This is a genomic window from Nostoc sp. DedQUE04, from assembly GCF_034530995.1.
Lineage (GTDB): Bacteria > Cyanobacteriota > Cyanobacteriia > Cyanobacteriales > Nostocaceae > Nostoc.
This window is the reverse complement of record NZ_JAVRCA010000050.1, coordinates 1-23,691: the sequence shown is the minus strand read 5'-3', so window position 1 is coordinate 23,691 and position 23,691 is coordinate 1. Positions and strand designations below refer to the sequence as shown.

Below are 23,691 nucleotides of genomic sequence, written 5' to 3'. Positions count from 1 at the left end.
ACCATGCCGAAGTGCTACGCAATTTTTGGGTTCGGCAGAGAATCTTGTTAATGCCGTGCCCCTACAATTCAACTGTGTGTGGTTGAATATCAGCCTGATAGAAATTTTCATATTTCTGGCTTTTTATTAAACTACGGTAAATCTACAGGTTTAATGTATTTGGTTGTTATCTACAGGAAGGTATCACAAAAACCGTAAAAAAGCAATCAGCAAATTAACGTAAGTTAGGAGCAATGTATGTAGAGTACTTGACAATAAACGAATTGGGAATTTATTTCATCTGTCTCTTCACTGATATCGTCATTATCTTGGAATCAAAACTGAACGCTTACCAAATCTCTGAGTACTTAGTTAAATTAAAGCCATCGATAAGGACGAAAGCAAACCTCTTGAACGACATGAGCGAGCCACACGCAACTATGTAGGACTTAGTTTGTACTTGAGTTAATTATTAATAAACTGACTGGTCAGTGCTGACGCGATCGCGAAAACTTTAAACTTTAAATTCATATCCTAAAATTACCTTGTTCTTTACCCTGTTAGGATATTAATCAGCATAAGATAGTCGGTTAACTTTTGATTATAAAGTTTGATGATTAATATTACTAAATTAAATAAAATTGACTTTCTCGTTTTGATTGGGATTGTGATTATTGGTCTTATACATTTACCTTTTCCATTTGACGGAGATCAAGCATTTTTTAGGCTTGGTGCTTTGGAGATGCAACAAGGAAAATTACTCTATCGTGATTTTTGGGATGTGAAGCAACCAGGGATTTTTTGCTTTTACTTTTTAGCAGGAACTTTATTTGGTTTTAATGAGATTGGTATCCATCTCTTTGAACTTATTTATATGGTGTTTCTGTCTATAGTATTGTTGCTAAGTCTCAAAAGCTATTTTCAGCATCCGATAATCGCAAGTCTAGTACCTTTGTTAACGGTTGGCGTTTACTATACTGTTTCACAGCCTTGGCATCTGACTCAAGTGGAAGCATTGGTTAGTTTGCCTTTATTTACTTGTGTTTGGTTAACTTCTCAATCTTTTAAATATGAAGGTAGAAAAGCATTTTTTATACTTTTACTATCAGGCTTTATTGGTGGAATCGTTATTACATTTAAATTAATACTTTTACTAATATTACTTTCCTTTTGGCTAACTATTTTGATATATTCTTTACTGATCAAACGGCAGCCAATTCCAAAAGTATTTGTAGAAATCTTTATTCCCATTTTTATGGGGATTATATGTCCTATTTTATGTATTGTTAGCTATTTTGCCTGGTTTAATAGTTTACCAATTTTGTATCAGACATTTTTTTTATATCCACCTCGGATTGTTGCTAATTCCCAATTTAACCCAAGTGGGCTTTTTGCAGGAATCAAATGGTTCTTAAATAATTTTTACCCTCTAATTTTAGCTGCTACTGTTGCAGTAGATGTATCATTGCGTAAGTCTAAGAATATATTGACTTTGCTACTTGTGATTTGGTGTATTTTTGCTTGGGGTGTGATTGTTCTACAACGTGGGGCATTTTGGGAATACCATTATTTACTATTGTTTGTACCTTTAGGTGTTTTAGCAACTAAAGGATTAGATGTTTTATGGGAGTCTTTAAGAAAATTGAGTTCCCCATTTACGGCAATCCTGCTGATATTTTTGTTTTTCTTCCCTTTATCGCACACTCTGATAAAAAAGAGCATTGTTCTGGCTAATAATAACTTTGCTTTAACTGAAGATACACGATTCAAATATCAGACTGTTTTTAGAGAAAAATATCCATCTCTTCGTTCAGAGGCTAAATTTATCTCCCAACCAGGAAGTCTTCCTGGTAAGATTTATGTAGCTGGCGATCCATCTATTTACTACTTCTCCAATCGGACTCAGGCAACATCGCTACGTGGTTGGGCACTTGAATATTTCCTGCCTGAGCAATGGACAAAACTTCTAGAAGAGTTAGATTCATCTAAGCCTCCTTATATCTTTATTGATTATATTCAGCAGCCTACTATCAACAAAAATTTTCCCAGAATGCTAGAATTTCTTGAGGGAAGATACCGTATTTTACGTCAAAATGATAACGGTATTTGGTATACCCTTTTGTAGAAAAGCCACTACAGCAATTCTGAATTATTCATGAGAAACAAGATCCCCGACAACTTTTACGAAGTCGGGGATCTGCGGGTTGCAATTCTCTTAAAACCAGATAAATAAACTGTTTGTGTTGCTATAATCCTTACCAATCGCTTGCTTTAGTATCATCCCAGACTTCCAATTCCAAATCGCCAAGATAAGTTAACCCGCTTTGAATTTGTGCATCTGTTCCTTGTAGTTCAAGGTCAAACCAACCATCTCCGACAGCATTGGCTCCCAAAATCGCTGCTGTGATATTCACAATCAGTCCGTAGTCAGACACCAGGCGAGAAATAACAGGTTCCTGGTGATAATCTTTAGGAATTCTAAGTCGAATCCGCTTATTGGTAAGTGTATTGTCAGTAGCCATATCTGAGTTATTTCAATCCCTAATCGGGATTGGTACAGAACTACTCTTAACCCTAACGGTAATTACCTGATAGGTACTAGGTAGCTCGTACCATGTCCCATGATTTGCTTGTATCCTATTCAAAAGATAACTATAATTGCTTGATTTTTCTATTCAACATTTTTAATGCGGGTTTTCCGTTCTAGAATCTCCTTCAGCACCAAGGTTACTACTGCTAACAACGCTAACAGTACAGCCGCAGAAAAAGCCGCTTCAGTTTCGTATTGTTTGTAAGCGTCTTCTACAAACAGTGGTAGGCTCTGGGTTTGGTCAGCAATGTTGCCAGATACTACTGAAACCGCTCCGAATTCACCCATTGCTCTGGCATTGGTCAAAATTAAACCATAGAGTAAGCCCCAACGGATACTAGGTAGAGTGACGCGCAAAAATATTTGCCAATCTTTCGCACCTAGAGTTCTAGCAGCTTCTTCTTGATCCTTACCAAACTCTTCTAAAACCGGAATCACTTCCCGCGCCACAAAGGGCATACTCACAAAGGCTGTAGCCAGTACCATACCAGGAAAGGCAAAGATAATCTTGATATCATGAGCCTGGAGCCAAGGGCCAAACCACCCATTCCGTCCGTAAAGTAGGACAATCATTAACCCTGCAACTACGGGCGAAATCGAAAAGGGCAGGTCAATTATGCTCAAAACTACGGCGCGTCCAGGAAATTTATGACGAGCGATCGCCCAAGCTGCACATAAACCGAATACCGTATTTAAAGGTAGAGAAATTACAGCTAATAACAGTGTCAGCCAAGCTGCATGGATAAAAGCTGGTCGCGTCAGGTTGGATAGAAACGGCCCAACACCCTTACTAAAGGCTTGGACAAAAACGTTAATTGCCGGGATATATTGAACTAGGGCTAAATAAGCGATCGCTATCCCAATTAAAACTATTGGCACCCAACTCTTCTGCTCTTTTGGCTTGGCCGTATGTGTCTCAGATGCAGATGAGTGAAAACTTGGCTTATCTACTGTCATATCGCCTTGCCCATGCTTGTAAGAAATTAATTGCCAATAACAGTACCAACGAAATTGATAGTAAAACTATGCCAATTACTGTTGCACCAGAATAGTCATACTGCTCTAGCCGTTGGAAAATCAGTACAGGTGCGATCAAATCTTGATAGGGCGTATTGGAAGAGATAATCACAGTTGACCCATATTCCCCAACTGCACGGGAGAAACCCAAGGCAACACCAGTCAAAATCGTGGGAAATAAAGGTGGCAAAATCACTTTCCAGAAGGTCTGCCATTGAGAAGCACCCAGACACCAGGCGGCTTCTTCAATTTCATGTTCCATTTCCTGAAGCACGGGTTGCACAGTTCTCACGATAAAAGGTAGTGAGATAAATATCATTGCTACCGCTACTCCTGTGCGGGTAAAAGATACCTTTATTCCCAGTGGTGCTAGTAGCGAACCTAGCCAGCCGTTATCACTGTAAACTGTTGCCAAGGTTAGCCCTGCTACGGCAGTTGGTAGTGCAAAGGGTAAATCCACTGTGGCATCAATCAAGCGCTTTAAGGGAAAGTCGTAGCGAACCAGAACCCAAGCAATCAGAGTTCCAAATACGCCATTGAGTAAGGCAGCAAATATTGCCGTCACAAAAGTTACGTTGTATGTTGCTAGTGCGATATCACTGGTTGCGATCGCCCAAAACCTAGATGGAGGTTCTGTAGCTGCTTTCAGAAACATGGCAGCTATGGGGACAAACAACATCACCGTCAGGTATGCAATGGTGATTCGCCAAGTCCAAGGAACTCGTCCCAATCCCTTCCAGAATGGCGTTTTGCGTTCAACTTCCACAGAAGGAGATACAGATGTCATAGTGAAAAATTCAAAATTTAAAATTCACAAGGAGCTTTTTGCCAGTGTTCGTAATTGCTAATGACGCTCTCTACGAGACGCTAAAAGCGTAGCTTGCAACTCTTACAGAGTACGCGGACTCGCTACCGCTACGCTAACGTAATTCAACCACAGACCAACTATTTTTAATTTTGGAGAAAAGAAAGTTGTGGAGTCATAATTACGAATTACGTAGCTTGCTTCTCGCCTTTGGCGAGTATTACGAATTATTTTTTGCCTTGAATCTTGTCAAACACGCCCCCATCTGCGAAGAACTTCTGATCGATTGCTTCCCAACCGCCCAAGTCTGCAACTGTACCCAGAGTTTTCAGCTTAGGAAATTTGTCAGTGACTTCCTTGGTTTGAGCTAAAGTCTCATCCACAGGACGGAATCCTAATTTGACAAACTCTTGCTGTGCTTCTGGGCTATAGAGGTATTTCACAAAACCTTCAGCAACTTCGCGGGTTCCGTGCTTATCGACGTTTTTATCTACCACAGCGATCGGATTGTCGATGGATATATTTACATCGGGAACGACATAGTCAACCTTCTCGCCCTTTTGTTGTGCCAAAAGAACTTCGTTTTCGTAGTTGATTAAGACATCTCCCTGCCCTTGCTTGGCAAATGTATCAGTAGCTTCCCGGGCATCTTTAGGCAAGATTGGGACATTCTTGTAAACTTTAGTCACAAATTCAGTAGCTTTCGCCTCATCGCCACCTGTTTTAATTACAGAATCCCATAGTGCTAAGAAATTCCACTTAGCACCACCGGAAGTTTTGGGGTTAGCAGTAATCAATTTCACACCGTCTTTGGCTAAATCTTGCCAGTTTTTGATGCCTTTAGGATTACCGGAACGAGTGACTATTGCTGCAACAGATTTGGAGACAATACCATTGTTGGGAACTTCTTTCTCCCATCCCGGCTGAATCAATCCAGCCTTCTCAATCTTTGTGGTGTCTCCAGCTAATGCTAAGTGAACAACATCTGCTTCCAAACCATCAATAACGGCGCGTGTTTGGGAACCAGAACCACCATAGCTTTGCTTGAAGACGACAGTTTGATTATGATCTTTTTTCCACTGTTCTACAAACTTAGGAATAATTGCTTCGTGAGCGGCTTTGGTGACAGCAAAGGAAACTAAAGTTAGTTCAACATTATCTTTGCTTGCAGCCACAGGAGTAGCATTAGCAGCAGGGGTTTCAGAGGAAGAAGTACTCCCAGTTTCTCCACCAGAGCAGGCAGCAAGGGCTACACTCAATACAGTACCTACTAAAAAGAGTGATACAAAGCTTTTGAGCGAATTTAGTCTGAACCGATACGTTCTATTGAACGCGTAGGCGTAGCCCGCCTTCAGCATCGCTTGTAACCTTTTCAGTGGGCGTTGCCACAAACTCATTCTATTTCCTCCACTAAATAATCTACAAATAACTGATGGGAATACAGTTATATAGTGTTTATCATACTGGATGATTCCATGTATCTAGTTGCAAACACCAAAAAACCTCATATTCTTTATCAAGAACATGGTGATTTTACCAGTTCTGTAAAAAATTAAAAATGCTTTTACTTTCAACTATCAAATTGCATAGGCGCGGCCCGTTGTAGGCATCGCAATCAACTATCTGGTGCATCAAGCAACTTGCTAGAGAATAGCTAATCTAGCGTAGGCGTAGTCCGCACTTCGACAAGCTTAGTGACCATCGTAGATATCGGCTTCGCTCAACGCAGTGCAACAAAATCAAATAACGTCTTGAGTGCAAGAGAAATTACTGTAGTGAGAAATATACGGCGCAACCAGAGGTTACTAAGTCTGAGAGCAACCCGCGATCCAACAACTCCACCAATGAACATAGTAATACTCAGAATAATACCTAGTTTGTAATCAACTATTCCCTGCATAAAGAAAATAATAGTGGCAATCAGCGAAGAAAAAATGTTGATAAACTTTGTGTTTGCGATCGCCTGCACAAATGTCATCCGAAATAGACTGACATAAGCTGCTGTGAGCATAGTGACATAGCCACCACTAAAGAAACCACCATAAACACCAAGCACAAAAGTTGCCACATATCCAACAATTTCTGCTATTGGTGATGGTTTCCCTATTCTTGAAACGATTCCAGCATTCCGATTGGTGATTGAAAAGACGGTAACTACAATCATCAAAATCGAGATAATCAGAGGCATCGATTTTGAAGGTACAACTAAAACAAGTAATGCACCAATAATTGAGCCTAAAAGTGTTAATAAAATCATTATTGGCAAGCGACTGCGGTCAATTACTTTTTTACCAATAAAAGGCAATGTACCACCAACACTCATAAAAGTTAATGCCAGCATATTAGTGGCAAGAGCAATACGCGGTTCAATGCTCAATTGAAACATTACAGGGACGGTAATTAAAGAAGTGCTTCCTGTAATGACACTTATAACACTTGTGAGAAAGAAAACTGCGATGAGTAAAAGTAATTGGGTAGCATTCATTAGAGATTCGATCTTTATGTTGTTATCAATACATTTTTTTCCAGAATGCTTGCAGTAGATAAAAGATATCTAAAGCCTTTAGTATGAAAGAAATACAGCTTTTTGAAATTATCTTAATATAAATATAATTCCGTGTAAACTTATAATTTTATACCAATATAAATGGTAAATTTTATATATTGTTAACAACTAAGTTGGGGGACTTTATATAAATTGATAAATTACAACAGTGAGCCACATCCAATACTGTGCGAGCAATGGTTATTGGTATAGATAGATTGGTCTTTCAATACGCGATAAACTGCGTCTCTACATTAGGGTTTGATTGCTTGATGAACTGAATGTATTGCAATATAAATAGCATCAAAAACAAAACCCATTTAGAAATTATCTAAATGGGAAAAATTGAACAAATATTTATGATTAACTGAATCCATATTTCAGGGGTAGCCCGTCCTGAAAAACTAGTAATTCCCCTGGTTGAATTTGTGTCCAAACTTCATTGTCAGTCAGGGGTGTGGTAGCAATGACAGCGACGCGATCGCGTTCAGTAGTCACTTCCCGAAAATCTACGGTCATGTCTTGGTCAATTAAATGAGCAGCAGCAAAGGGCGCTTGGCGAATAATGTAGCTGAGATTAGTTGAGCAATAAGCAAAAAAGTGTTCTCCATCTGATAATAAGTAATTAAATATACCTACTGTCGCAATTACAGCAGTAATTTCTTGCAGCACAAAATACAATTCCTTGATATCGGGCTTACCTAAAGGAAAGCGCGATCGCAATGTTTCTAGGATCGTACAGAATGCTTTTTCACTATCGGTATCACCTACGGCTTGATAAAAGCCCAAATTTTCTGGATCGAAATCTGGCAAATTACCGTTGTGGGCAAACACCCAATACTGACCCCACAATTCTCTGCGGAAAGGATGGCAATTGTGTAGGGCAATTTCACCCTGAGTAGCTTTGCGGATATGGGCTATGACATGGGTTGAGTGGATGGGATAACTCCGCACAAACTCCGCTACCGGAGAAGCAACAGAAGGTTGAGCATCTAAAAACATTCGACATCCCTTTCCTTCAAAGAAAGCAATGCCCCAACCATCGCGATGGTCATCCGTTTTTCCTCCCCGTGCAGAAAACCCTTCAAAAGAAAAGCAAATATCCGTTGGAACATTGCAATTCATTCCGAGCAATTGGCACATTAGCTCTCAATTTTTGACTAAGGTCTCAGGATCAAGATACTTCAGAATGCTGCATTGATTCTGGAGCGATCGCTTCAATCTTAGAATTTAAGGCTGAGATGTTCCAAACGCTCTCCAAAAATAAAGAGTCTGCTTCTAGTTAGCATGATGACACTATGCCAAAAGATTGTAGCGGCGGATATCTGGTGCAGCAGTCACTAAACCTTCGAGTTTAGCTGCTGCCGCTTGGAAATGGGGTGAATCTAGATGAGTATTCAAGGCTTCATGAGAAGCCCACTCTTCTACAAAAGTAAAGTCTGTTGGATCGTATTGGTTTTGCAAAAGTTCATACTTAATCGCACCTGCCTCCTGACGAGTTGGCTCAATAAGTTCCAACAGTACAGCTTTTAGTTCTTCTACTTTGTTAGGCAAAGCAATAATACGGGCAACAATCTGAATAGTTTGGTTTGTCATTTGTCATTTGTCATTTGTCATTTGTCATTGGGCATGGGGAAAGAGGAGGCAGAAGGCAGCTATGCTGGAGGCAGGAAGAGGCAGAAGTTCTTTAATTTTGAATTTTGAATTTTGAATTTTGAATTGATTTGTCCCCTTGTCTCCCTCATCTTCCCTGCTGCTCTGGTATTAATATTTATTAAAACATCTGCTGTAAATATTGTTCATAGCCTAGTTGTTCTAGTTTTGCTTGCTTTGCAATTACTGATTCACATAAGGTTTGACGATATTGTTGCACTTTTTCTAACAATTCTGGTTGATGAGTTGCGAGGATTTGTATTGCTAAAAGACCAGCATTTTTGGCATTACCGATCGCTACTGTTGCCACAGGAATACCACCAGGCATCTGTAAAATAGAATACAAAGAATCTACACCTTGTAAGTTCCGAGTGGGTACAGGAACACCGATCACAGGAAGGGGAGTTAAAGACGCTACCATTCCTGGTAGATGGGCAGCACCACCGGCACCTGCAATAATTACCTTAATACCGCGTTGGTGTGCAAGTTGAGCATATTGCACCATACGTTCTGGGGTGCGGTGAGCCGAAACGATCGCCACTTCGCTCTCAATGCCAAATTCTTCACAAACTGCGATCGCATCTTTCAGAGTGGGCAAATCGGAATCGCTGCCCATGATAATACCAACTAGGGGAGCCATAGAATTTTGGATTTTGGATTTTGGATTTTGGATTAATCGTCGGTTGTTTCATCTAAAATCGGAGAGATTTAGCTATCTTCTCCTCAGTGTGATGACCCAAGCAACACAAAATCCTGTAGATATTATCAATGCTAGAGTGACTGGTTACAAAGATTTGCAGATGCTCTTGGTCGATCAAGAGGGCATAATTGAGCAAATCTTGCTAATGGATACAGTCGGGAAGGACATCTGTGCATCTGCGATCGATGTTGCAGGTGACTGGATTTCATTGGGTGGCGTTGATTTGCAAATTAATGGTGCATTGGGTTTGGCATTTCCTGATTTAACGGCTGAAAATGCTCATGTACTCCAGAAAATAACGCAATTTTTGTGGGATGTCGGGGTAGATGGATTTTTACCGACACTTGTGACAACTTCAGTAGAAAATATTCAGCGATCGCTTGCTGTGATTGCTGATATTATCCCCTGTAAACAAGCTGGTGCCAAGATTCTTGGAGTTCATTTAGAAGGCCCATTTTTGAATTACCAAAAGCGCGGCGCACACCCAGCAGAGTACTTATTACCCTTAACAATTGACGAGGTAAAGCGGGTTTTGGGAGATTATGCCCACGTCGTAAAAGTCATCACCTTAGCGCCGGAATTAGATCCCACTGGTGAAGTAATTCCATATTTGCGTTCTTTGGGAATTACCGTTAGTTTAGGACATTCTCAGGCGACATCAGCCCAAGCGCAACTTGCTTTTGAACTCGGTGCAACGATGGTAACTCATGCTTTCAATGCCATGCCGCCATTGCATCACCGCGAACCAGGATTATTAGGGGCAGCAATTACCCATTCTGATGTGATGTGTGGTTTTATTGCTGATGGCGAACACGTCTCGCCCACGATGCTGCAAATATTACTCCGCGCTAGCTATGAAGAAAAAGGGCTGTTCCTCGTCAGTGATGCCCTTTCACCTCTGGGGCTACCCGATGGCGTGTATCCTTGGGACAGTCGGGAAATTGAAGTTAAAAACGGTACGGCACGACTAGCCGATGGCACTTTATCGGGGACGACTTTACCCTTATTAGTGGGAGTGCAGAATTTGGTGAAGTGGGGAATTTGTGACGTGGAGACTGCGATTTTACTAGCTACGGATGCACCTAGACAAGCGATTGGTTTATCTGGAATTGCCAAGAGTCAACCCGCTAATTTATTACGCTGGCATTGGGATGAAGCGAGAAAAGAATTAACTTGGCAGCGATTACTGGGCTAAATTTCTCATCAAGGTAAAAGAATAGACTTCTTGCATAAGTCAAATAGACCCCCCTTTATCCCCCCGATACAACGGGCGATAGAGTTGTTCGAGCAGTCTTTGGATATCGCTAGGGAAATAGGCGATCGCAACGGCAAAGGCTTATCCTTATATAATTTGAGCAATGCTTAAAACTCACTGTGACAGTATGAACGAGCGATAGATTTCTTGCAGCAGTCTTTGGGTATAGCTCAAGACCAATTTGGAGAATAGTTATCAAACCATGCGATCGCTCTTGTCGATTCCCATCACTGAGCCAAAAGCGATCGCATACGTGTAGAAGCCGAGGGTATGGCAAATCAATTAATGTTTTTAATAAAATATATTGATAATTTTTAATCGGCGATCGCTTTGTGTGAAAAGATGCAAAAGAGCGATGTCTACGACGGGCTACGCCTACGCACTGTAAATCTATGCTATTAATTGGCGATCGCACCATTAAAAGACTTGCATTTTCAAAAGCTTTTCGGTGGAGTCAGTTAGGAATTGTATGCACAATGTAACCAGTTAATTCTCTATATTGTGGTGTGTTTGCATCTGTAAATTTATAATTGTATATAGTTAAATTATGGAATGTATGTAGAAGGTAAAAACATGACAATTACTACCAAATTAAAACAACTCTATGAAAGCGATGAGAATTTGTGGTTAGAAGAAACTATTGAATTATTAAAACAAAAACAGTTTAGCCAGCTTGATTTAGAAAACTTAATTGAGGAATTAATCAGTTTGGGTAGAAGAGATTTAGCTAAAGCCAAAAGTCTTTTAAGGCAAATTATTATTCATATATTATTACTCCAATCTTGGCAGGTTGAATATGAAAGAAACTATCGTCATTGGATTGGAGAAATTCAAACCTTTAGATATGACTTAAATAATCATTTAACAACGAATCTAATAAACAAGTTACAGGATGATTTAGAGAATATTTATCAAAGTGCGGTTGATTTTGTGAAAATTAAAACCGATTTAACTATTTTTCTAGAAAAGTGCCCTTACACTCTTGTACAATTATTAGATGAAAATTATCTACCTTAAATATATCAGTCTTATCTGATTTTTGTGAAATGAAAGCAGTACGAGAGGGTAGGTCTACGATGGGCTACGCCTACACAGTGTAAATCTATACTAAGGTTTGGCGATCGCAGTTTCACGAATAGTCATGAGAATAATCCTTTTTCAGTCCTCTTCATTGTTACTCAAAGATTTGACTAAATGTACGGCAAGAGCGATCGCTTTCTGTAAGAATACATGCTGGCTAGCGATCGCTCTTGGGTTATGTCGTTATCAAATAGATGTCTTTACACCTTAATATTACTAGCGAGGGTTGGACTTTCTTCTTTTGTTGGAAGTTGCAGGATTGCCAGTAACTTCAGGCGTTTTTAGCTCAGAGACGGTAGATTCTTGCTCATTAACTAATTGTGCTTGCCCATCCACAATGAGCTTATCCGTTTGTACCTCTTCAATAACTTCTTCAGAAATAGCTGACTTCTCTGCTTGAGCCTCATCGAGAGTTTCTTCTTGACTAGCTAAAAGCCCTGCATACTTAATTCTTTCTAAGCCCACCTGAAATCCAGCATAGTCGTGAATTGTTTAACTCATGTCAATATCAAGCTTGTAATCACGACGCAAATTTTGTATTGCATTCTTAATTGCTTCAATTTCCTTAATTGCTTCATTTTCTATATTACTTTCTAAAATTACCTCAATCTCATCAAGCAAAATCACACCATGCTCACGTCTAGCAGAGATAGGATGAAGTGCAATAAAGTTCTTCTTTAAACGTTCTATTTTTTGTGACAGCCTTTCATCTGTTAACCTTTGCTGGGCACTGCGCTGCATAACGTTTAACTTCTTAAACAAAGTTTTGAAGTTATGCTCAAAATTTTGAAGTGCGCCGAGTTCACGTTGATTAAGTGAATCTCGTTTCCGCGACCACTCATTAACGACTCTAATAATATTTCGAGCAAAACCAGCCTTACTAATTTTTAAGTCTTTTTCAGGAAAGTCTTTTAGAGTTTCTTCTATAGCATCAAGCATAGTTTGACCAGCAATCTTACTTGAGATTAAGTCTTCAGTCAGGAATAAAAGCTCCGTTTCATCTACTTGAAGGAACTCTTGCAAATAAAGCTTTGTTGCTTGGATACAAATTGGCAAACAAATAATATCTTCTATTTCAATCTTTGTTGTTATATTCTCACCTACTAAGCAGAATTCTTCTTTAAGATCAGCAAGTTGAAGAATAAACTTTTCTTTAAGTAAAGGTCTTTTATGTTGACCACCTTTACCTAATAATTGCTTCTTAGCATCATTACCACTCTGATCGCTGTCCAATAGAACAATAACTGCGATTTGCTCTACATGCCTTCCACAAGCTAGATAGACCATGTAAGGAATTTGTGTGGCTCCCCCTGAATCAACAATCGTAATTTGGTTTAAATCTAAAGTTTCTAAACTAGATACACCAGAGGCTCGAAGATATGTTGCGGCTCCTGCAATAATAATTTGATCGCCAATACCCTCAACCATCAAATTACAATTTCCAATGAAAACAGTTTCGCCGATATGAGGGCCAATAGAAGACCTTAAAGGTTCATAACGGTTTTGGGCAAAATCTTTAACTACACGTGTTCCTTCATCTTCATTTCCCTTCTGTAAGACCCGAATCCGCTCAGAATGGTTTTTATCAATTAAAAAAGGAGAGTGAGTTACGTAGACTACCTGAACTGGATGAGTTAAATGTGAGCTTGGTTCGGGACTTGCAAATAAGTCAAATACTTTAAGTAAGTCTTGTTGAGCTTGACTAGATAAGTAAGCATCTGGCTCATCCATCAACAGTATCTCAGTTTGACTTGGATGAGGTTCGTGAGATCGATACTCAATGTAGTAGCTAAGAAAGTATCGTAATCCTTGGCTCCTTTCATTAAATGAATATTCAGTTCCTGTTCTATCAGTTATGGTAAAAACTAAGTCATAATCTCTTGCCATAACTTTTAAACAGAAGTTACGATCCTGAACCCAATAGGTAGGAAAATTTAAATTAATCGCTAATTGGCGATTTATATCCTCAATGATTCCATTTGCATAACCTTGCATTCCATCTTTAATCGCCTTAGCTAAATCAAGTAAAGCCTTGATATCAACCTTGGCAATTTTACAGATTAATTTGTAAGCTAAATTGAATTGTTTTTCTCTTTTTTCCTTCTCTTTATTACTAAAACTTACTTCATCAAGTGCTAAAACAATCGATTTTATTGTCTCAACTGCTTCACGATCAATTTCTTCCCTCTTTTCACCCCAAAGAACACGAACTTTAGTAATCAATTCTGGATTATCACTAAAAATATCAAGTGCATCTACTATTTTGCTTCTTTGTTCTCGATCCAGAAGTTCAAATTTTCTACCACCCGAATAGTTTTCTTGACCAAACTGAACTAATTTTTTAATGGGAACACTTGACGGAAGCGCAACACTAGACTCGATTCTAAATGCTCTAGGAAGTAATTTTTCTAACTCAATGGCTTGTTTTTGTCCAATTCTATATGGTCTGTAATCTCCTTTTTCAGGTAAATAAATAGTTAAATTATTAACATTATTACGAAACATTAAAAATCGATCAAAAATAACGCTCTCAGGAATTTCTATAATTTTTCTTATACTTGCATCTTCAAGTTTAGAAAGACTAGACCATTCGGAACCAAAGTCAGGATATTTTAATTCATTCTGTTTAACAGTGAAAAAAGGAGAATAACGGCAGAAATCACTCCGCTCAATATCTTTGCCAGATATAGCCTTTTCAATAGCGGTTAACAAGTGAGACTTTCCAGATTCATTTGCACCAACAATTGTTGTAATTTTGGATTCTATGGGAACTTCAATATATGGGTAGAAAGCAGTGCCTATCAGTTCCCAAGGTTTAGGCTTCACTCTGTTATTATGCTTTCTCAGGAAGTCATCATTGAAAGATTTATAGAAGCGGATGAACACTGTCTTGAGATGCATAAGCTAAGATTTGATAATACAATTGTGCTACTTGCGTAGCTTACTCAGTTATAACAGTAGTCTGTAAGACATGTCATTACGTAATTTGTAAAAATTTTATAGATCAGGTTTCTGCATCAGGCATCTAATTCAATTTAAATAACAAAATAAAAAGCCCGCTCATGCGGGCTTTTTAAATCAATTAAGTTATGACTTTACTTAGCGTTTTGCCAACTTCTTCGACATTTTCCGCAGACGAATCGATTGAGGTGTAACTTCCACCAATTCATCGGGGCCAATGTATTCCAAAGCACGCTCTAGGCTCATGTCTATTGGTGCTTGCAACTGAACCAATTCATCGCCACCAGCAGCGCGGTGGTTGGTCAACTGCTTGGTTTTACAGATATTCAGTTCCAAATCTTGCGGACGATTGTGTTCGCCGACAATCATGCCTCTGTAAACCTTTGTACCGGGAGTAATAAAGAATGCTCCTCTATCTTCGGCGTTCCTCATGGCGTAGAAGGTAGAAACACCTTCTTCAAAGGAGATTAAAACGCCTTTGTTACGGGCTTCAATGTCGCCACTGAGTTGACGGTAGTCTAAGAAGCTGTGGTTCATGATGCCTTCGCCACGAGTCATCCGCATGAATTCACCCCGGAAACCAATCAATCCACGGGCGGGTATGACAAACTCTAATTGGGTGCGATCGCCACTACCTGGTTGCATATCTTGCATTTCGCCTTTACGTTGTCCCAGGCGTTCGATACAGCTACCCACGGCATCAACAGGAATGTCTAACACTAAGAGTTCGTAAGGTTCGCAAGGTTGACCGTTGACTTCGCGGTAAATAACCTGTGGCTGAGATACCTGAAACTCGAATCCTTCCCGGCGCATGGTTTCAATTAAGATACCCAGGTGAAGTTCTCCACGACCGGAAACGAGGAATTTATCGGGAGAATCTGTTTCTTCAACGCGTAAAGCCACGTTGGTTTCAAGTTCGCGGAATAGGCGATCGCGCACTTGTCTTGATGTTACCAACTTACCTTCTTGACCTGCAAAGGGCGAATCGTTCACCCAGAAGGTCATTTGCAAGGTGGGTTCATCCACTTTAATTAGTGGTAAAGCTTGAGGTTCGTTAGGATCGGTAATCGTTTCCCCAATATAAGCATCGGCGAAACCAGCCACCGCGACAATATAACCTGCGGTTGCTTCTTCCATTTCCACCCGTTTCAAACCTTCAAAGCCCATCAATTTGGTAATTTTACCTTTGACGATGGTGCCATTTTCTGTGACTAAAGCCGCTTGCTGTCCTGAACGGATAGTACCATTGTGAATTCTGCCAATGATAATCCGTCCCAGATATTCAGAATAATCTAGGGTTGTGACTTGTAATTGCAGAGGTTTATTGCGATCGCCCACCGGTGATGGAACGTGTTTCAAAATTGCGTTAAATAAAGGTTGCATGTCTACCGATTCTGCTTCCAAGGTTTCCTTAGCAAAACCTCCCATCCCGGAAGCGAACAGATAAGGAAAATCACACTGGTCTTCATCTGCCCCTAATTCTAAGAACAGATCCAAGACTTTATCAACTGCAACGTGGGGGTCAGCTTGACCGCGATCGATTTTGTTGATCACAACGATGGGACGCAGCCCTTTTTCCAAAGCTTTTTTCAGAACAAAGCGTGTTTGGGGCATGGGGCCTTCATTGGCATCGACAATCAGAAGACATCCGTCAACCATGCCGAGTACCCGTTCAACTTCGCCACCAAAGTCAGCGTGTCCAGGAGTGTCAACAATATTAATTAGTGTTTCTTTGTAGCGAACTGCTGTATTTTTGGACAGGATAGTAATACCCCGTTCCCGTTCTAGGGCGTTGGAGTCCATAACGCAATCCGGAACGTCTTCGCCTTCGCGGAAAATGCCGGATTGTTTGAGGAGTGCGTCAACCAGCGTGGTTTTGCCGTGGTCAACGTGGGCGATAATGGCGACGTTGCGAATTGGGAGCGTCATAGAAGCTTTTGGTGAACTCTAGAGGGTGTTTATAAGATTTACATTTGAATGCTAGGCTGTTTTAACAGAATTGAGAAGGATCGGCAAATTCTGTAAAGAACCTTTAATAATTCTAGCGTAATCGTCACAATTGCGGGGAGTTTTGTAAACCCCACAATCGAGATGTGTGGTAATTACGGCGTTAGTGGGATAAAAAAGCTTCTGTGACAAACAGGTGTTACCTGAAGGGCTGTATTGCTTTTGAGAATTGCGGTTGATTCGCATAGAGAAATTTAGTCATTGAAATACTTTGGTGAAAAGTGCGATCTTTGTCCCAGAGAGATGAAGTTCCTGGCTGCTAAAAGTCAGGTTATTTCGTGTTTGGGATCGATAGAGAAGCGATCGCCAAGCGTGGTTTTTATTGACTAGAATGGGGTGGGTATATCTACAAAAATATTCAGTGTACGCAAAACAATCGCAATGTAGAGCCAGGTCAATTGTTTACGAGAGTAAGAAGCGATGTCTACGACGGGCTACGCCTACGTCATTATCTATGTAGAGACTTTACAATGTAACGCTTCTAGAGAATTTCAGGTATATCCTAAAAACTAATAAAATGACAGCGATAATTATATGGTCTGCTGCCTAAATCCTAATTGCGAGAATCCCCAAAATCCTGACGGGGCAAATTTCTGCCTCAGTTGTGGCACAGAGTTGGTATCGCTATTGAGAAATCGTTACCGAATCATCACACCATTAGGGAGAGGAGGGTTTGCACGCACATATATCGCCGAAGATATAGACAAGCTTAATGAACGATGTGTTGTGAAGCAGCTGGTTCTAAGTCAATTTTATGCCAGTCAGGGTAGTCAGGCACATAAAAAAGCGACTGAGTTGTTTGAACGAGAGGCCAAACGTCTCAAAGAACTAGGAGAACATGTCCAAATTCCCAATTTGTATGCATATTTTAAGGAAGCTGAATATCTGTATTTAGTGCAGCAGTTTATCGAAGGACAAAATCTGTTACAAGAGTTAAAACAACAAGGGGTTTTTGATGAAGCCAAGATTCGAGATGTTTTAAAGAATTTATTATCTGTACTGATATACATACATCAACAACAAGTAATTCACCGAGATATTAAACCAGAAAATATTATTCGCCGTCAAAATGATGGGAAGTTAGTACTAATTGATTTTGGAGTGGCAAAACAAAAAACGGAACCTACAAACACTACGATCGGGACAATTATTGGTTCATTAGGTTATGCACCAGTTGAGCAAATGCAAACGGGTAAAGTTTTTCTGTCTAGTGATATCTACAGTTTAGGAATAACTTGCTTTCAACTGCTGACCAATATCTCTCCTTCGAGTTTGTGGATGAAACAAGGCTATGGTTGGACTTCTAGTTGGCGGCAGCATTTAACGCAACCCATAAGTCAAGAATTAGAGATAATTCTTAATAAGTGTCTAGAAGAAAATCACGAACAGCGTTATCAATCTGCACAGGCTGTCTTACAAGACTTAAAGAAGTTGCCACCGCTAAGGTATACATCACCTCCTACAATTATTCCACCTACTCTACCATCAAGGACGCAACCGCAAAATCAACATCAATCAACTCGATATCTACCACAATTATCTAACAGGAGATTATTATCTGGAGCAATAATAGCTGGATCGGGTAGTTCATTTTTAGCGATCGCACTTATAAGTTTTCTCGGAACGACTTGGATTAGCTCTGGATTGTGGTTGCTCATTTTAGGAGGATTAGTCTTTATTCAATCTCGCCCCCTTCTAGAAAAAGCTTATTTAGTTGTTATTGCTATTATCGCAAATTTACTCGTTGTCTTTATTTTCAGAAATCTTTTAACTAATAATCTTTTCAAAGCTGGTTTAAATGGGCTGTTACTTGTAGGATTGCTAGTTATTCTAGCAGGTATATTGACAGTTCTTATTGTGGGTGTGTCTGAAATAATCAACAACCTGATTGCTAAATATCTTTAGTTTTTTGTATTGTTCAATTGTCATAAATTTCTTTATTTAAAATAAATTTTGTAAGTATTGGTAGTTATTCATGACAAATAAAAAAGAAAACTTGAGATTGCTTATTTCTCTTGGTCTGGCTGGGGTAATGGTAGCAGCTATTTTATGGTTAATTAACAAAGTATCTTCTACTATCGTAACAACACCATCAAACCCTACACAAACTTCATCTTCATTTACAAATAAGTCGTCATTAATGAATTTGGGTACAAGGATTTTGGTGAAAGTGCAAACATCCCCTGAAAAAACAGATGGAGTTAAAGCTTTTGCTGAAAAAGATTACATTACTGCCGTTAAAAAATTTACTGATTCTCTGAAAAATAATCGCAACGATCCAGAAACTTTAATTTATTTAAATAATGCCAAAATAGCGCGAGATAATTCATCAGCTATAAAAGTTGCGATCGTCGCACCAATTAACTTCGACCCTAGTTTAGCAGAAGAGATTTTACGCGGTGTAGCTCAAGCTCAAAATGAAGTTAATACCCAAGGAGGAATTAATGGTAAAAAATTGCAAATTGTAATTGCAAGTGCTGATAATAGAGAAGATTCTGCACGCCTAGATAATGAATTAGTTGAAGATAAAAGCCTTGTAGCTGCTGTGGGTGTTAGACGTAACGCAGAAATATATAAAGAGAAAGGTTTGGTTTTAGTCTTGCCCGTCGAGCTACCAAATCAAGCAGAAAATTCAGGAAAGTTAGATAATAATGCATTAAATAGTCAGCCTAATAGTTCCACAAATAACTACTTATTTCACGTAAATCCGTTATATGATAATTTAGTAGATACTCATTCTCGCTACATTGCTCGACAAGCAAGGAATGTTGCTATTTGTGGCGATGTTCGTAATTCAAGAGATAATCCAACCTCTTCATCAAATCAGATACTTGTAGAAAAGTACACTCAAGCTATCAAAAGTTATGGCAGCAACGTTATTAGTACGCCTTGCAATTTAGCAGATAAGAATTTTGACCCTAAAGCTTTTGTAGATAAAGCCATAGAAACAGAAAATGCAAGTGGCTTTTTACTAATGCCTTCAATCAGAAATATCTACTTTGCCACCAAAGTAGCACAAGAAGTTAAAGGTAGAAAGCCACTGTTTGCTTCTGAAACTATGTACAGTGCTACAACTTTGCAAAATGGCAAGGATCTCGAAGGACTGGTATTACCTGTGTATTGGCATCGTGATGCTAATAAAGATAACCCCTTTGCAAAAAATGCCTTTCAGCTTTGGAATGCTCAAGTAAATCAGAGAACAGCAGGAGCTTATGATGCACTCCAAGCAATTATTGCTGGTTTAAAAAAAGATAGTACCCGCGAAGGATTACAAAGGGTATTGTCTAATCCCAATTTTTCAACATCTGGAGCAACCGGAATGATTCAGTTTTCGGCATCCGGGGAGCGTCAAGGAGAAGCAATGCTTGTCAAAATTGAGCGTTGCGAGTCTTGCTCTAGTGGAACTGGTTACGATTTTGCCCTCTTGAATAAGAAGTAGTTTTTTTGAGCTTATTTGTCATTCTCAAGATAGAAATTGCTTTCAAATAGGTAATTTATTCAATTTGAATGTCATACTAAACTGCTTGATTTGATGGTAATCAAAAATTGAAGCGATCGCTTCGATTTTTCTCTAAGGAAAAGTTTTTTTCTCTACCCAGAGTTGTGAGCGCGATCGCTCAAAAGAAAGATGGAATCTCCCTAACCTCTGTGTCAAGGTTATATCAAGTAAGAATTACGAACGCTTTGCCGAGGAGAACACGGATGGTAACTACTTTAGATGATACGAAACGCAATGCTATTGCTGTAAAACTTGCAAGTCTAAAAGCTCTGCAACAGTTGGTCATCGAAAATGAACAATCGCTTTTGACGCAAGGGCTTGATGCTGAAATTGCCGATCGCATCCGAAATTTTATCAATGATGATGAAAAAAATCTTGGTATTTTAGAAACTGTAATTGGTCAGTATGGGATTCAGGCTGAACCCAAAGAAAATGTTACACAATTCATTGAAAAAGCTCGCGAATTGTTCAAAGGTTCTGAGTTAAGCCTGTATGAGAAAGTTTCTCAGCATGAATTGCTGAAACATCAAGTAGTAATGAGTGGCTTGATAGTTCACAAAGCTGCTCAAAAAGTTGGCGCTGATGTGTTGCTAGCGATCGGCCCATTAAATACCATTAACTTTGAAAACCGCGCTCACCAAGAGCAACTTAAAGGCATTCTGGAAATTCTGGGTGTCCGCGAACTCACTGGACAAGATGCAGATCAAGGAATTTGGGCACGTGTTCAAGACGCTATGGCCGCAGTTAGTGGTGTAGTAGGTAGTGCTGTCACCCAAAACAGCGACAAAAAGGATCTAAATATCCAAGATGTCATCCGCCTCGATCACAACAAGGTAAATACCTTATTCACCGAACTACTGCAAAGCGACGATCCGCAGAAGATCCAAGAGTACTTCGGTCAAATTTATAAGGATTTAAATGCCCACGCTGAAGCTGAAGAGGAAGTAGTCTATACAAGAGTACGTCCTTTCTACGGTCAAGATAACACCCAAGAACTGTTTGATGAACAAGCTGAAATGAAGCAGGTGTTAGACCAAATTAAGGGTATTAGCCCTTCGTCACCTGAATTCAAAGATCGAGTTACACAGCTTATGGAAGCTGTTGGCGACCATATTCGTCAAGAAGAAAGCACAATGTTTGCTGCCATTCGTAACAACTTGAGCAGCGATGAAAGCGAGCAACTGGCTACTGAATTCAAAGCCGCTAAGACCAAAATTCAAGAGAAATTAGGTGTTGTTAGCGAATCCAATGTGTAGAAGGCTTTTGAGCTTTCTATAGCTGCTAAAAAGGTTAGTTAAACAAAAACTCCCAGCAGATAAATGCTGGGAGTGTTTTGTTTACAAATTTTGCTGACAATATTTATAAGCTGTGTATGCCATAGTTACAACCCCGGTGATAATAGCAGATTCATCGACTTCAAATTGGGGATGGTGTAAAGGGTGGTTAATGATTCTTTCTTTGTAGCCTACACCCAAGCGAAACATAGAACCAGGGACATGTTCCAAATAAATAGAAAAATCTTCAGAGCCAAGGGAGGGTTCGGGTAGTACTTGAACGCGATCGCTACTCCAAGCTTCTTCTGCGGCTGATTGTAACAATTGCGTCAGGGCGTAATCATTTTGGACGCTGGGTACACCTTGGCGATAATTGACTTGATACTTTGCTCCGTAGGTATGGCAAACATTAGATACAATGTTTTCAATCCAGTTTGGGAGATGGGCACGGGTTTCAGGATGGAGCGATCGCACAGTTCCCAATAACTGCACTTTATCGGCAATTACATTCGGCGCTCTGCCACCATTAAATTTCCCTATACTCAATACTACAGGACGCAAAGGATTTTGTGTCCGGCTGATAGCTTGTTGCAGTGCCGTAATCACTTGGCAACCAATCCAAATCGCATCAATCGCCTCATGAGGACGCGCCCCATGTCCAGATTCTCCCATAATCAGAATCTCTAAATCATCAGCGGCGGCTGTTAATGCCCCGTAACGCACCCCAATAGAACCTGCGGGTATAGAAGGGAAAACATGAACCCCTAATAAAGCTGAGACATTTTGCATCGCCCCATCTTTCACCATCCAGCTTGCCCCTTGAGCAATTTCCTCGGCTGGCTGAAATAAAAACCGCACTTTTCCACCTAATTCCTCAGCCATTTGGGACAGCACCATCGCCGTTCCTAACCCTACAGTGGTGTGGACATCGTGACCGCAAGCGTGCATAATCCCATCTGCACGAGAGGCATATTCCAAATTAGTGCCCTCTTGAATTGGCAAGGCATCCATATCAGTGCGAATTGCCAATAAACGGTCATTTTGGCCAGTGCCTTGAAGTTCTCCAATGACACCCGTTTTGCCAACTCCTTCTTGTACGTGCAGTCCACTGGAAGACAAAACACCAGCTACGAAAGCTGCTGTTTGGTACTCGTGACCGCTGAGTTCTGGGTGAGAGTGGATGTGGCGGCGAATTTCAATTAAGCGGGGCGCTAGTTTTGCTGCTAAGTCTTTTATATGGGTAAGCATCGATTTAATTAATCTATAGGCTAGGCTTTTTTCCCATGATAAAGAACTGTTAACAAACAAAATGCTTTTGCTATACAAGGAGTGTTAAGAACAAGCAGGGGAGCAGGGGAGCAGGGGAGGAGAGAGGCAAGGGAAGAATTAATAACCAATACCCAATGCCCAATGCCCCATTCCCAATCCCCAATGCCCCAGTTTATTTTGAATAGCAAGTTGTGCCTAAAGTATTTTCGGGTTTAAACTCGTTACATTCTCTGGGATTTTGACGCTCTAACGACCAGCCATAGGGTTTGTCAGAGGTGACGACACCATTAGCCAGAGTTGTTAGTCGGTAGTTAGCCCCTCGAAAATTAGTAAACTGCAATATTGCATTTTTTAAGTTTGTTGCTTCCAAATTGGCGCTGATAAAACCGGCATAAGATAAATCAGCATTTTCCAGGGATGCTGATTTCAAATTTGCTCCTGTTAAGGAAGCACCACTCAGATTTACCGAATTCAGAATCGCACCTTCTAAATTTGCACCGGTGAGATCGGCATTCGTGAGATTAGCTTGAGATAATGTAGCGCCGCTCAAGTCAGCCCCTCGCAAATTTGCTCCAGTTAGATTCAGCCTAGTTAGGTCAGCGCCACTCAAATTACACCGAGGACAGGCACTTGTTGCCTTCAACTGATCCAAGTCTAGCTGATTTAACGCAAGAGCCTGCTCTGCAAACCCTAAACAAGCTAACAGGGAGACGGTGGCAATAATCTTAAGTTTCATATTTTTTACTGATATTTACAAAAATGACAAGTTACGAACATTACGTACTGTCATCCTTACATATACTGCTTCTCTAAGGAAGTACAGGGATGAAGCATTGATTAAGAAGCTGTAAAAATACTATAAATTCTAATAGTAAGACTACTCAAACGGAAATATAGGCTATAGAATCAAATCGTAAGGAACTATACCGAACCAATTATAGACTACCAAATATGTGATCCCCCTAGCTCGATAAAAATACGACTAGGGGGATCTTGTTTTTAGGTATTGGGCATTGGGCATTGGGCATTGGGCATTGGGCATTGGGCATTGGGCATT

At 40.0% G+C, this 23,691-nt stretch carries 21 protein-coding genes; 7 read left to right on the top strand and 14 right to left on the bottom strand.

The genetic code is table 11. From position 1 onward, the window contains the following. The first annotated feature begins 592 nt into the window (after positions 1-592). Positions 593-2,104 carry a hypothetical protein gene (locus RM049_RS27385; protein WP_322706414.1) on the top strand — a complete coding sequence of 504 codons (1,512 nt, stop codon included), beginning with the start codon at positions 593-595 and terminating at the stop codon, positions 2,102-2,104. 130 nt (positions 2,105-2,234) lie between these two features. Here the strand turns inward: RM049_RS27385 and RM049_RS27380 are convergent, their stop codons facing one another. The 8 genes from RM049_RS27380 to purE form a co-directional block, all read right to left on the bottom strand. Next, positions 2,235-2,501: an NIL domain-containing protein gene (locus tag RM049_RS27380; RefSeq protein WP_322706413.1), complete on the bottom strand. Its 267-nt coding sequence runs from the start codon at positions 2,499-2,501 to the stop codon at positions 2,235-2,237. 149 nt (positions 2,502-2,650) lie between these two features. Then, complete coding sequence (cysW, locus tag RM049_RS27375; RefSeq protein ID WP_322706412.1) at positions 2,651-3,526, bottom strand: sulfate ABC transporter permease subunit CysW; 876 nt, start codon at positions 3,524-3,526, stop codon at positions 2,651-2,653. Then, a complete protein-coding gene (gene cysT / locus RM049_RS27370; protein WP_322706411.1) occupies positions 3,513-4,373 on the bottom strand; it encodes a sulfate ABC transporter permease subunit CysT in 861 nt (286 codons plus the stop codon). The genes cysW and cysT overlap by 14 nt, the downstream gene beginning before the upstream one ends. 245 nt (positions 4,374-4,618) lie before the next feature. Continuing rightward, positions 4,619-5,788, bottom strand: coding sequence for a sulfate ABC transporter substrate-binding protein (locus RM049_RS27365; protein ID WP_322706410.1), 1,170 nt, complete (start codon positions 5,786-5,788; stop codon positions 4,619-4,621). 323 nt (positions 5,789-6,111) lie between these two features. Next, on the bottom strand, positions 6,112-6,876 hold the full coding sequence (locus RM049_RS27360; RefSeq protein ID WP_322706409.1) for a sulfite exporter TauE/SafE family protein: 765 nt from the start codon (positions 6,874-6,876) through the stop codon (positions 6,112-6,114). A gap of 423 nt (positions 6,877-7,299) precedes the next feature. Continuing rightward, positions 7,300-8,079 (bottom strand): class II glutamine amidotransferase, encoded by a 780-nt coding sequence (locus tag RM049_RS27355; RefSeq protein WP_322706408.1) that lies wholly within the window; start codon positions 8,077-8,079, stop codon positions 7,300-7,302. A gap of 153 nt (positions 8,080-8,232) precedes the next feature. Next, complete coding sequence (locus RM049_RS27350; protein WP_322670846.1) at positions 8,233-8,532, bottom strand: putative quinol monooxygenase; 300 nt, start codon at positions 8,530-8,532, stop codon at positions 8,233-8,235. A gap of 178 nt (positions 8,533-8,710) precedes the next feature. Beyond that, positions 8,711-9,229, bottom strand: a complete 519-nt coding sequence (gene purE / locus RM049_RS27345) for a 5-(carboxyamino)imidazole ribonucleotide mutase (RefSeq protein ID WP_322706407.1) — start codon at positions 9,227-9,229, stop codon at positions 8,711-8,713. A 91-nt stretch (positions 9,230-9,320) separates the two neighbouring features. Here purE and nagA point away from each other — a divergent pair, with 91 nt between their 5' ends. Next, the gene (gene nagA, locus RM049_RS27340; protein ID WP_322706429.1) at positions 9,321-10,484 is read left to right on the top strand and encodes an N-acetylglucosamine-6-phosphate deacetylase; all 1,164 of its coding nucleotides are present in this window, start codon (positions 9,321-9,323) and stop codon (positions 10,482-10,484) included. 109 nt (positions 10,485-10,593) lie between these two features. On the opposite strand, the gene RM049_RS27335 is transcribed toward nagA, so the two are convergent. Further along, a complete protein-coding gene (locus RM049_RS27335) occupies positions 10,594-10,962 on the bottom strand; it encodes a hypothetical protein (RefSeq protein WP_322706406.1) in 369 nt (122 codons plus the stop codon). Between the two features lie 155 nt (positions 10,963-11,117). On the opposite strand from RM049_RS27335, the gene RM049_RS27330 reads away from it, so the two are divergent. After that, on the top strand, positions 11,118-11,561 hold the full coding sequence (locus RM049_RS27330) for a DUF29 domain-containing protein (protein ID WP_322706405.1): 444 nt from the start codon (positions 11,118-11,120) through the stop codon (positions 11,559-11,561). Between the two features lie 124 nt (positions 11,562-11,685). Then, positions 11,686-11,835, top strand: coding sequence for a hypothetical protein (locus tag RM049_RS27325; protein ID WP_322706404.1), 150 nt, complete (start codon positions 11,686-11,688; stop codon positions 11,833-11,835). 5 nt (positions 11,836-11,840) lie between these two features. Here RM049_RS27325 and RM049_RS27320 read toward each other — a convergent pair whose 3' ends face one another. The 3 genes from RM049_RS27320 to typA all read right to left on the bottom strand — a co-directional run bounded on the left by RM049_RS27320 (position 11,841) and on the right by typA (position 16,514). After that, entirely contained in the window at positions 11,841-12,089 is a 249-nt protein-coding gene (locus RM049_RS27320) for a hypothetical protein (protein ID WP_322706403.1), read from the bottom strand. 27 nt (positions 12,090-12,116) lie between these two features. Then, positions 12,117-14,450 carry an ATP-dependent nuclease gene (locus tag RM049_RS27315; RefSeq protein WP_322706402.1) on the bottom strand — a complete coding sequence of 778 codons (2,334 nt, stop codon included), beginning with the start codon at positions 14,448-14,450 and terminating at the stop codon, positions 12,117-12,119. Between the two features lie 273 nt (positions 14,451-14,723). After that, a complete protein-coding gene (gene typA, locus RM049_RS27310; RefSeq protein ID WP_322675245.1) occupies positions 14,724-16,514 on the bottom strand; it encodes a translational GTPase TypA in 1,791 nt (596 codons plus the stop codon). Positions 16,515-17,126: 612 nt separating this feature from the next. Between typA and RM049_RS27305 the strand changes: the two genes are divergently transcribed. The 3 genes from RM049_RS27305 (at position 17,127) to RM049_RS27295 (ending at position 21,347) form a co-directional block, all read left to right on the top strand. Then, positions 17,127-18,497 carry a serine/threonine-protein kinase gene (locus RM049_RS27305; RefSeq protein WP_322706401.1) on the top strand — a complete coding sequence of 457 codons (1,371 nt, stop codon included), beginning with the start codon at positions 17,127-17,129 and terminating at the stop codon, positions 18,495-18,497. A 70-nt stretch (positions 18,498-18,567) separates the two neighbouring features. Further along, positions 18,568-20,031 (top strand): ABC transporter substrate-binding protein, encoded by a 1,464-nt coding sequence (locus tag RM049_RS27300; RefSeq protein WP_322706400.1) that lies wholly within the window; start codon positions 18,568-18,570, stop codon positions 20,029-20,031. 263 nt (positions 20,032-20,294) lie between these two features. Beyond that, complete coding sequence (locus RM049_RS27295) at positions 20,295-21,347, top strand: hemerythrin domain-containing protein (RefSeq protein ID WP_322675242.1); 1,053 nt, start codon at positions 20,295-20,297, stop codon at positions 21,345-21,347. 81 nt (positions 21,348-21,428) lie between these two features. Here the strand turns inward: RM049_RS27295 and RM049_RS27290 are convergent, their stop codons facing one another. Further along, positions 21,429-22,613 (bottom strand): M20 family metallopeptidase, encoded by a 1,185-nt coding sequence (locus tag RM049_RS27290; protein ID WP_322688932.1) that lies wholly within the window; start codon positions 22,611-22,613, stop codon positions 21,429-21,431. A gap of 193 nt (positions 22,614-22,806) precedes the next feature. Beyond that, positions 22,807-23,370 (bottom strand): pentapeptide repeat-containing protein, encoded by a 564-nt coding sequence (locus tag RM049_RS27285; protein WP_322675240.1) that lies wholly within the window; start codon positions 23,368-23,370, stop codon positions 22,807-22,809. Positions 23,371-23,691: the final 321 nt, after the last annotated feature.

Excerpts from the sequence above, each read along its gene's own strand:
- RM049_RS27305 (WP_322706401.1), top strand. The coding sequence starts at position 17,127 with ATGGTCTGCTGCCTAAATCCTAATTGCGAGAATCCCCAAAATCCTGAC.
- RM049_RS27365 (WP_322706410.1), bottom strand. The coding sequence starts at position 5,788 with ATGAGTTTGTGGCAACGCCCACTGAAAAGGTTACAAGCGATGCTGAAG.
- RM049_RS27325 (WP_322706404.1), top strand. The coding sequence starts at position 11,686 with ATGAGAATAATCCTTTTTCAGTCCTCTTCATTGTTACTCAAAGATTTG.
- RM049_RS27300 (WP_322706400.1), top strand. The coding sequence starts at position 18,568 with ATGACAAATAAAAAAGAAAACTTGAGATTGCTTATTTCTCTTGGTCTG.
- RM049_RS27360 (WP_322706409.1), bottom strand. The coding sequence starts at position 6,876 with ATGAATGCTACCCAATTACTTTTACTCATCGCAGTTTTCTTTCTCACA.
- RM049_RS27295 (WP_322675242.1), top strand. The coding sequence starts at position 20,295 with ATGGTAACTACTTTAGATGATACGAAACGCAATGCTATTGCTGTAAAA.
- RM049_RS27290 (WP_322688932.1), bottom strand. The coding sequence starts at position 22,613 with ATGCTTACCCATATAAAAGACTTAGCAGCAAAACTAGCGCCCCGCTTA.
- RM049_RS27380 (WP_322706413.1), bottom strand. The coding sequence starts at position 2,501 with ATGGCTACTGACAATACACTTACCAATAAGCGGATTCGACTTAGAATT.
- RM049_RS27285 (WP_322675240.1), bottom strand. The coding sequence starts at position 23,370 with ATGAAACTTAAGATTATTGCCACCGTCTCCCTGTTAGCTTGTTTAGGG.
- RM049_RS27330 (WP_322706405.1), top strand. The coding sequence starts at position 11,118 with ATGACAATTACTACCAAATTAAAACAACTCTATGAAAGCGATGAGAAT.
- RM049_RS27335 (WP_322706406.1), bottom strand. The coding sequence starts at position 10,962 with ATGGTGCGATCGCCAATTAATAGCATAGATTTACAGTGCGTAGGCGTA.
- typA (WP_322675245.1), bottom strand. The coding sequence starts at position 16,514 with ATGACGCTCCCAATTCGCAACGTCGCCATTATCGCCCACGTTGACCAC.
- cysW (WP_322706412.1), bottom strand. The coding sequence starts at position 3,526 with ATGACAGTAGATAAGCCAAGTTTTCACTCATCTGCATCTGAGACACAT.
- nagA (WP_322706429.1), top strand. The coding sequence starts at position 9,321 with ATGACCCAAGCAACACAAAATCCTGTAGATATTATCAATGCTAGAGTG.
- RM049_RS27355 (WP_322706408.1), bottom strand. The coding sequence starts at position 8,079 with ATGTGCCAATTGCTCGGAATGAATTGCAATGTTCCAACGGATATTTGC.
- purE (WP_322706407.1), bottom strand. The coding sequence starts at position 9,229 with ATGGCTCCCCTAGTTGGTATTATCATGGGCAGCGATTCCGATTTGCCC.
- RM049_RS27350 (WP_322670846.1), bottom strand. The coding sequence starts at position 8,532 with ATGACAAACCAAACTATTCAGATTGTTGCCCGTATTATTGCTTTGCCT.
- cysT (WP_322706411.1), bottom strand. The coding sequence starts at position 4,373 with ATGACATCTGTATCTCCTTCTGTGGAAGTTGAACGCAAAACGCCATTC.
- RM049_RS27385 (WP_322706414.1), top strand. The coding sequence starts at position 593 with ATGATTAATATTACTAAATTAAATAAAATTGACTTTCTCGTTTTGATT.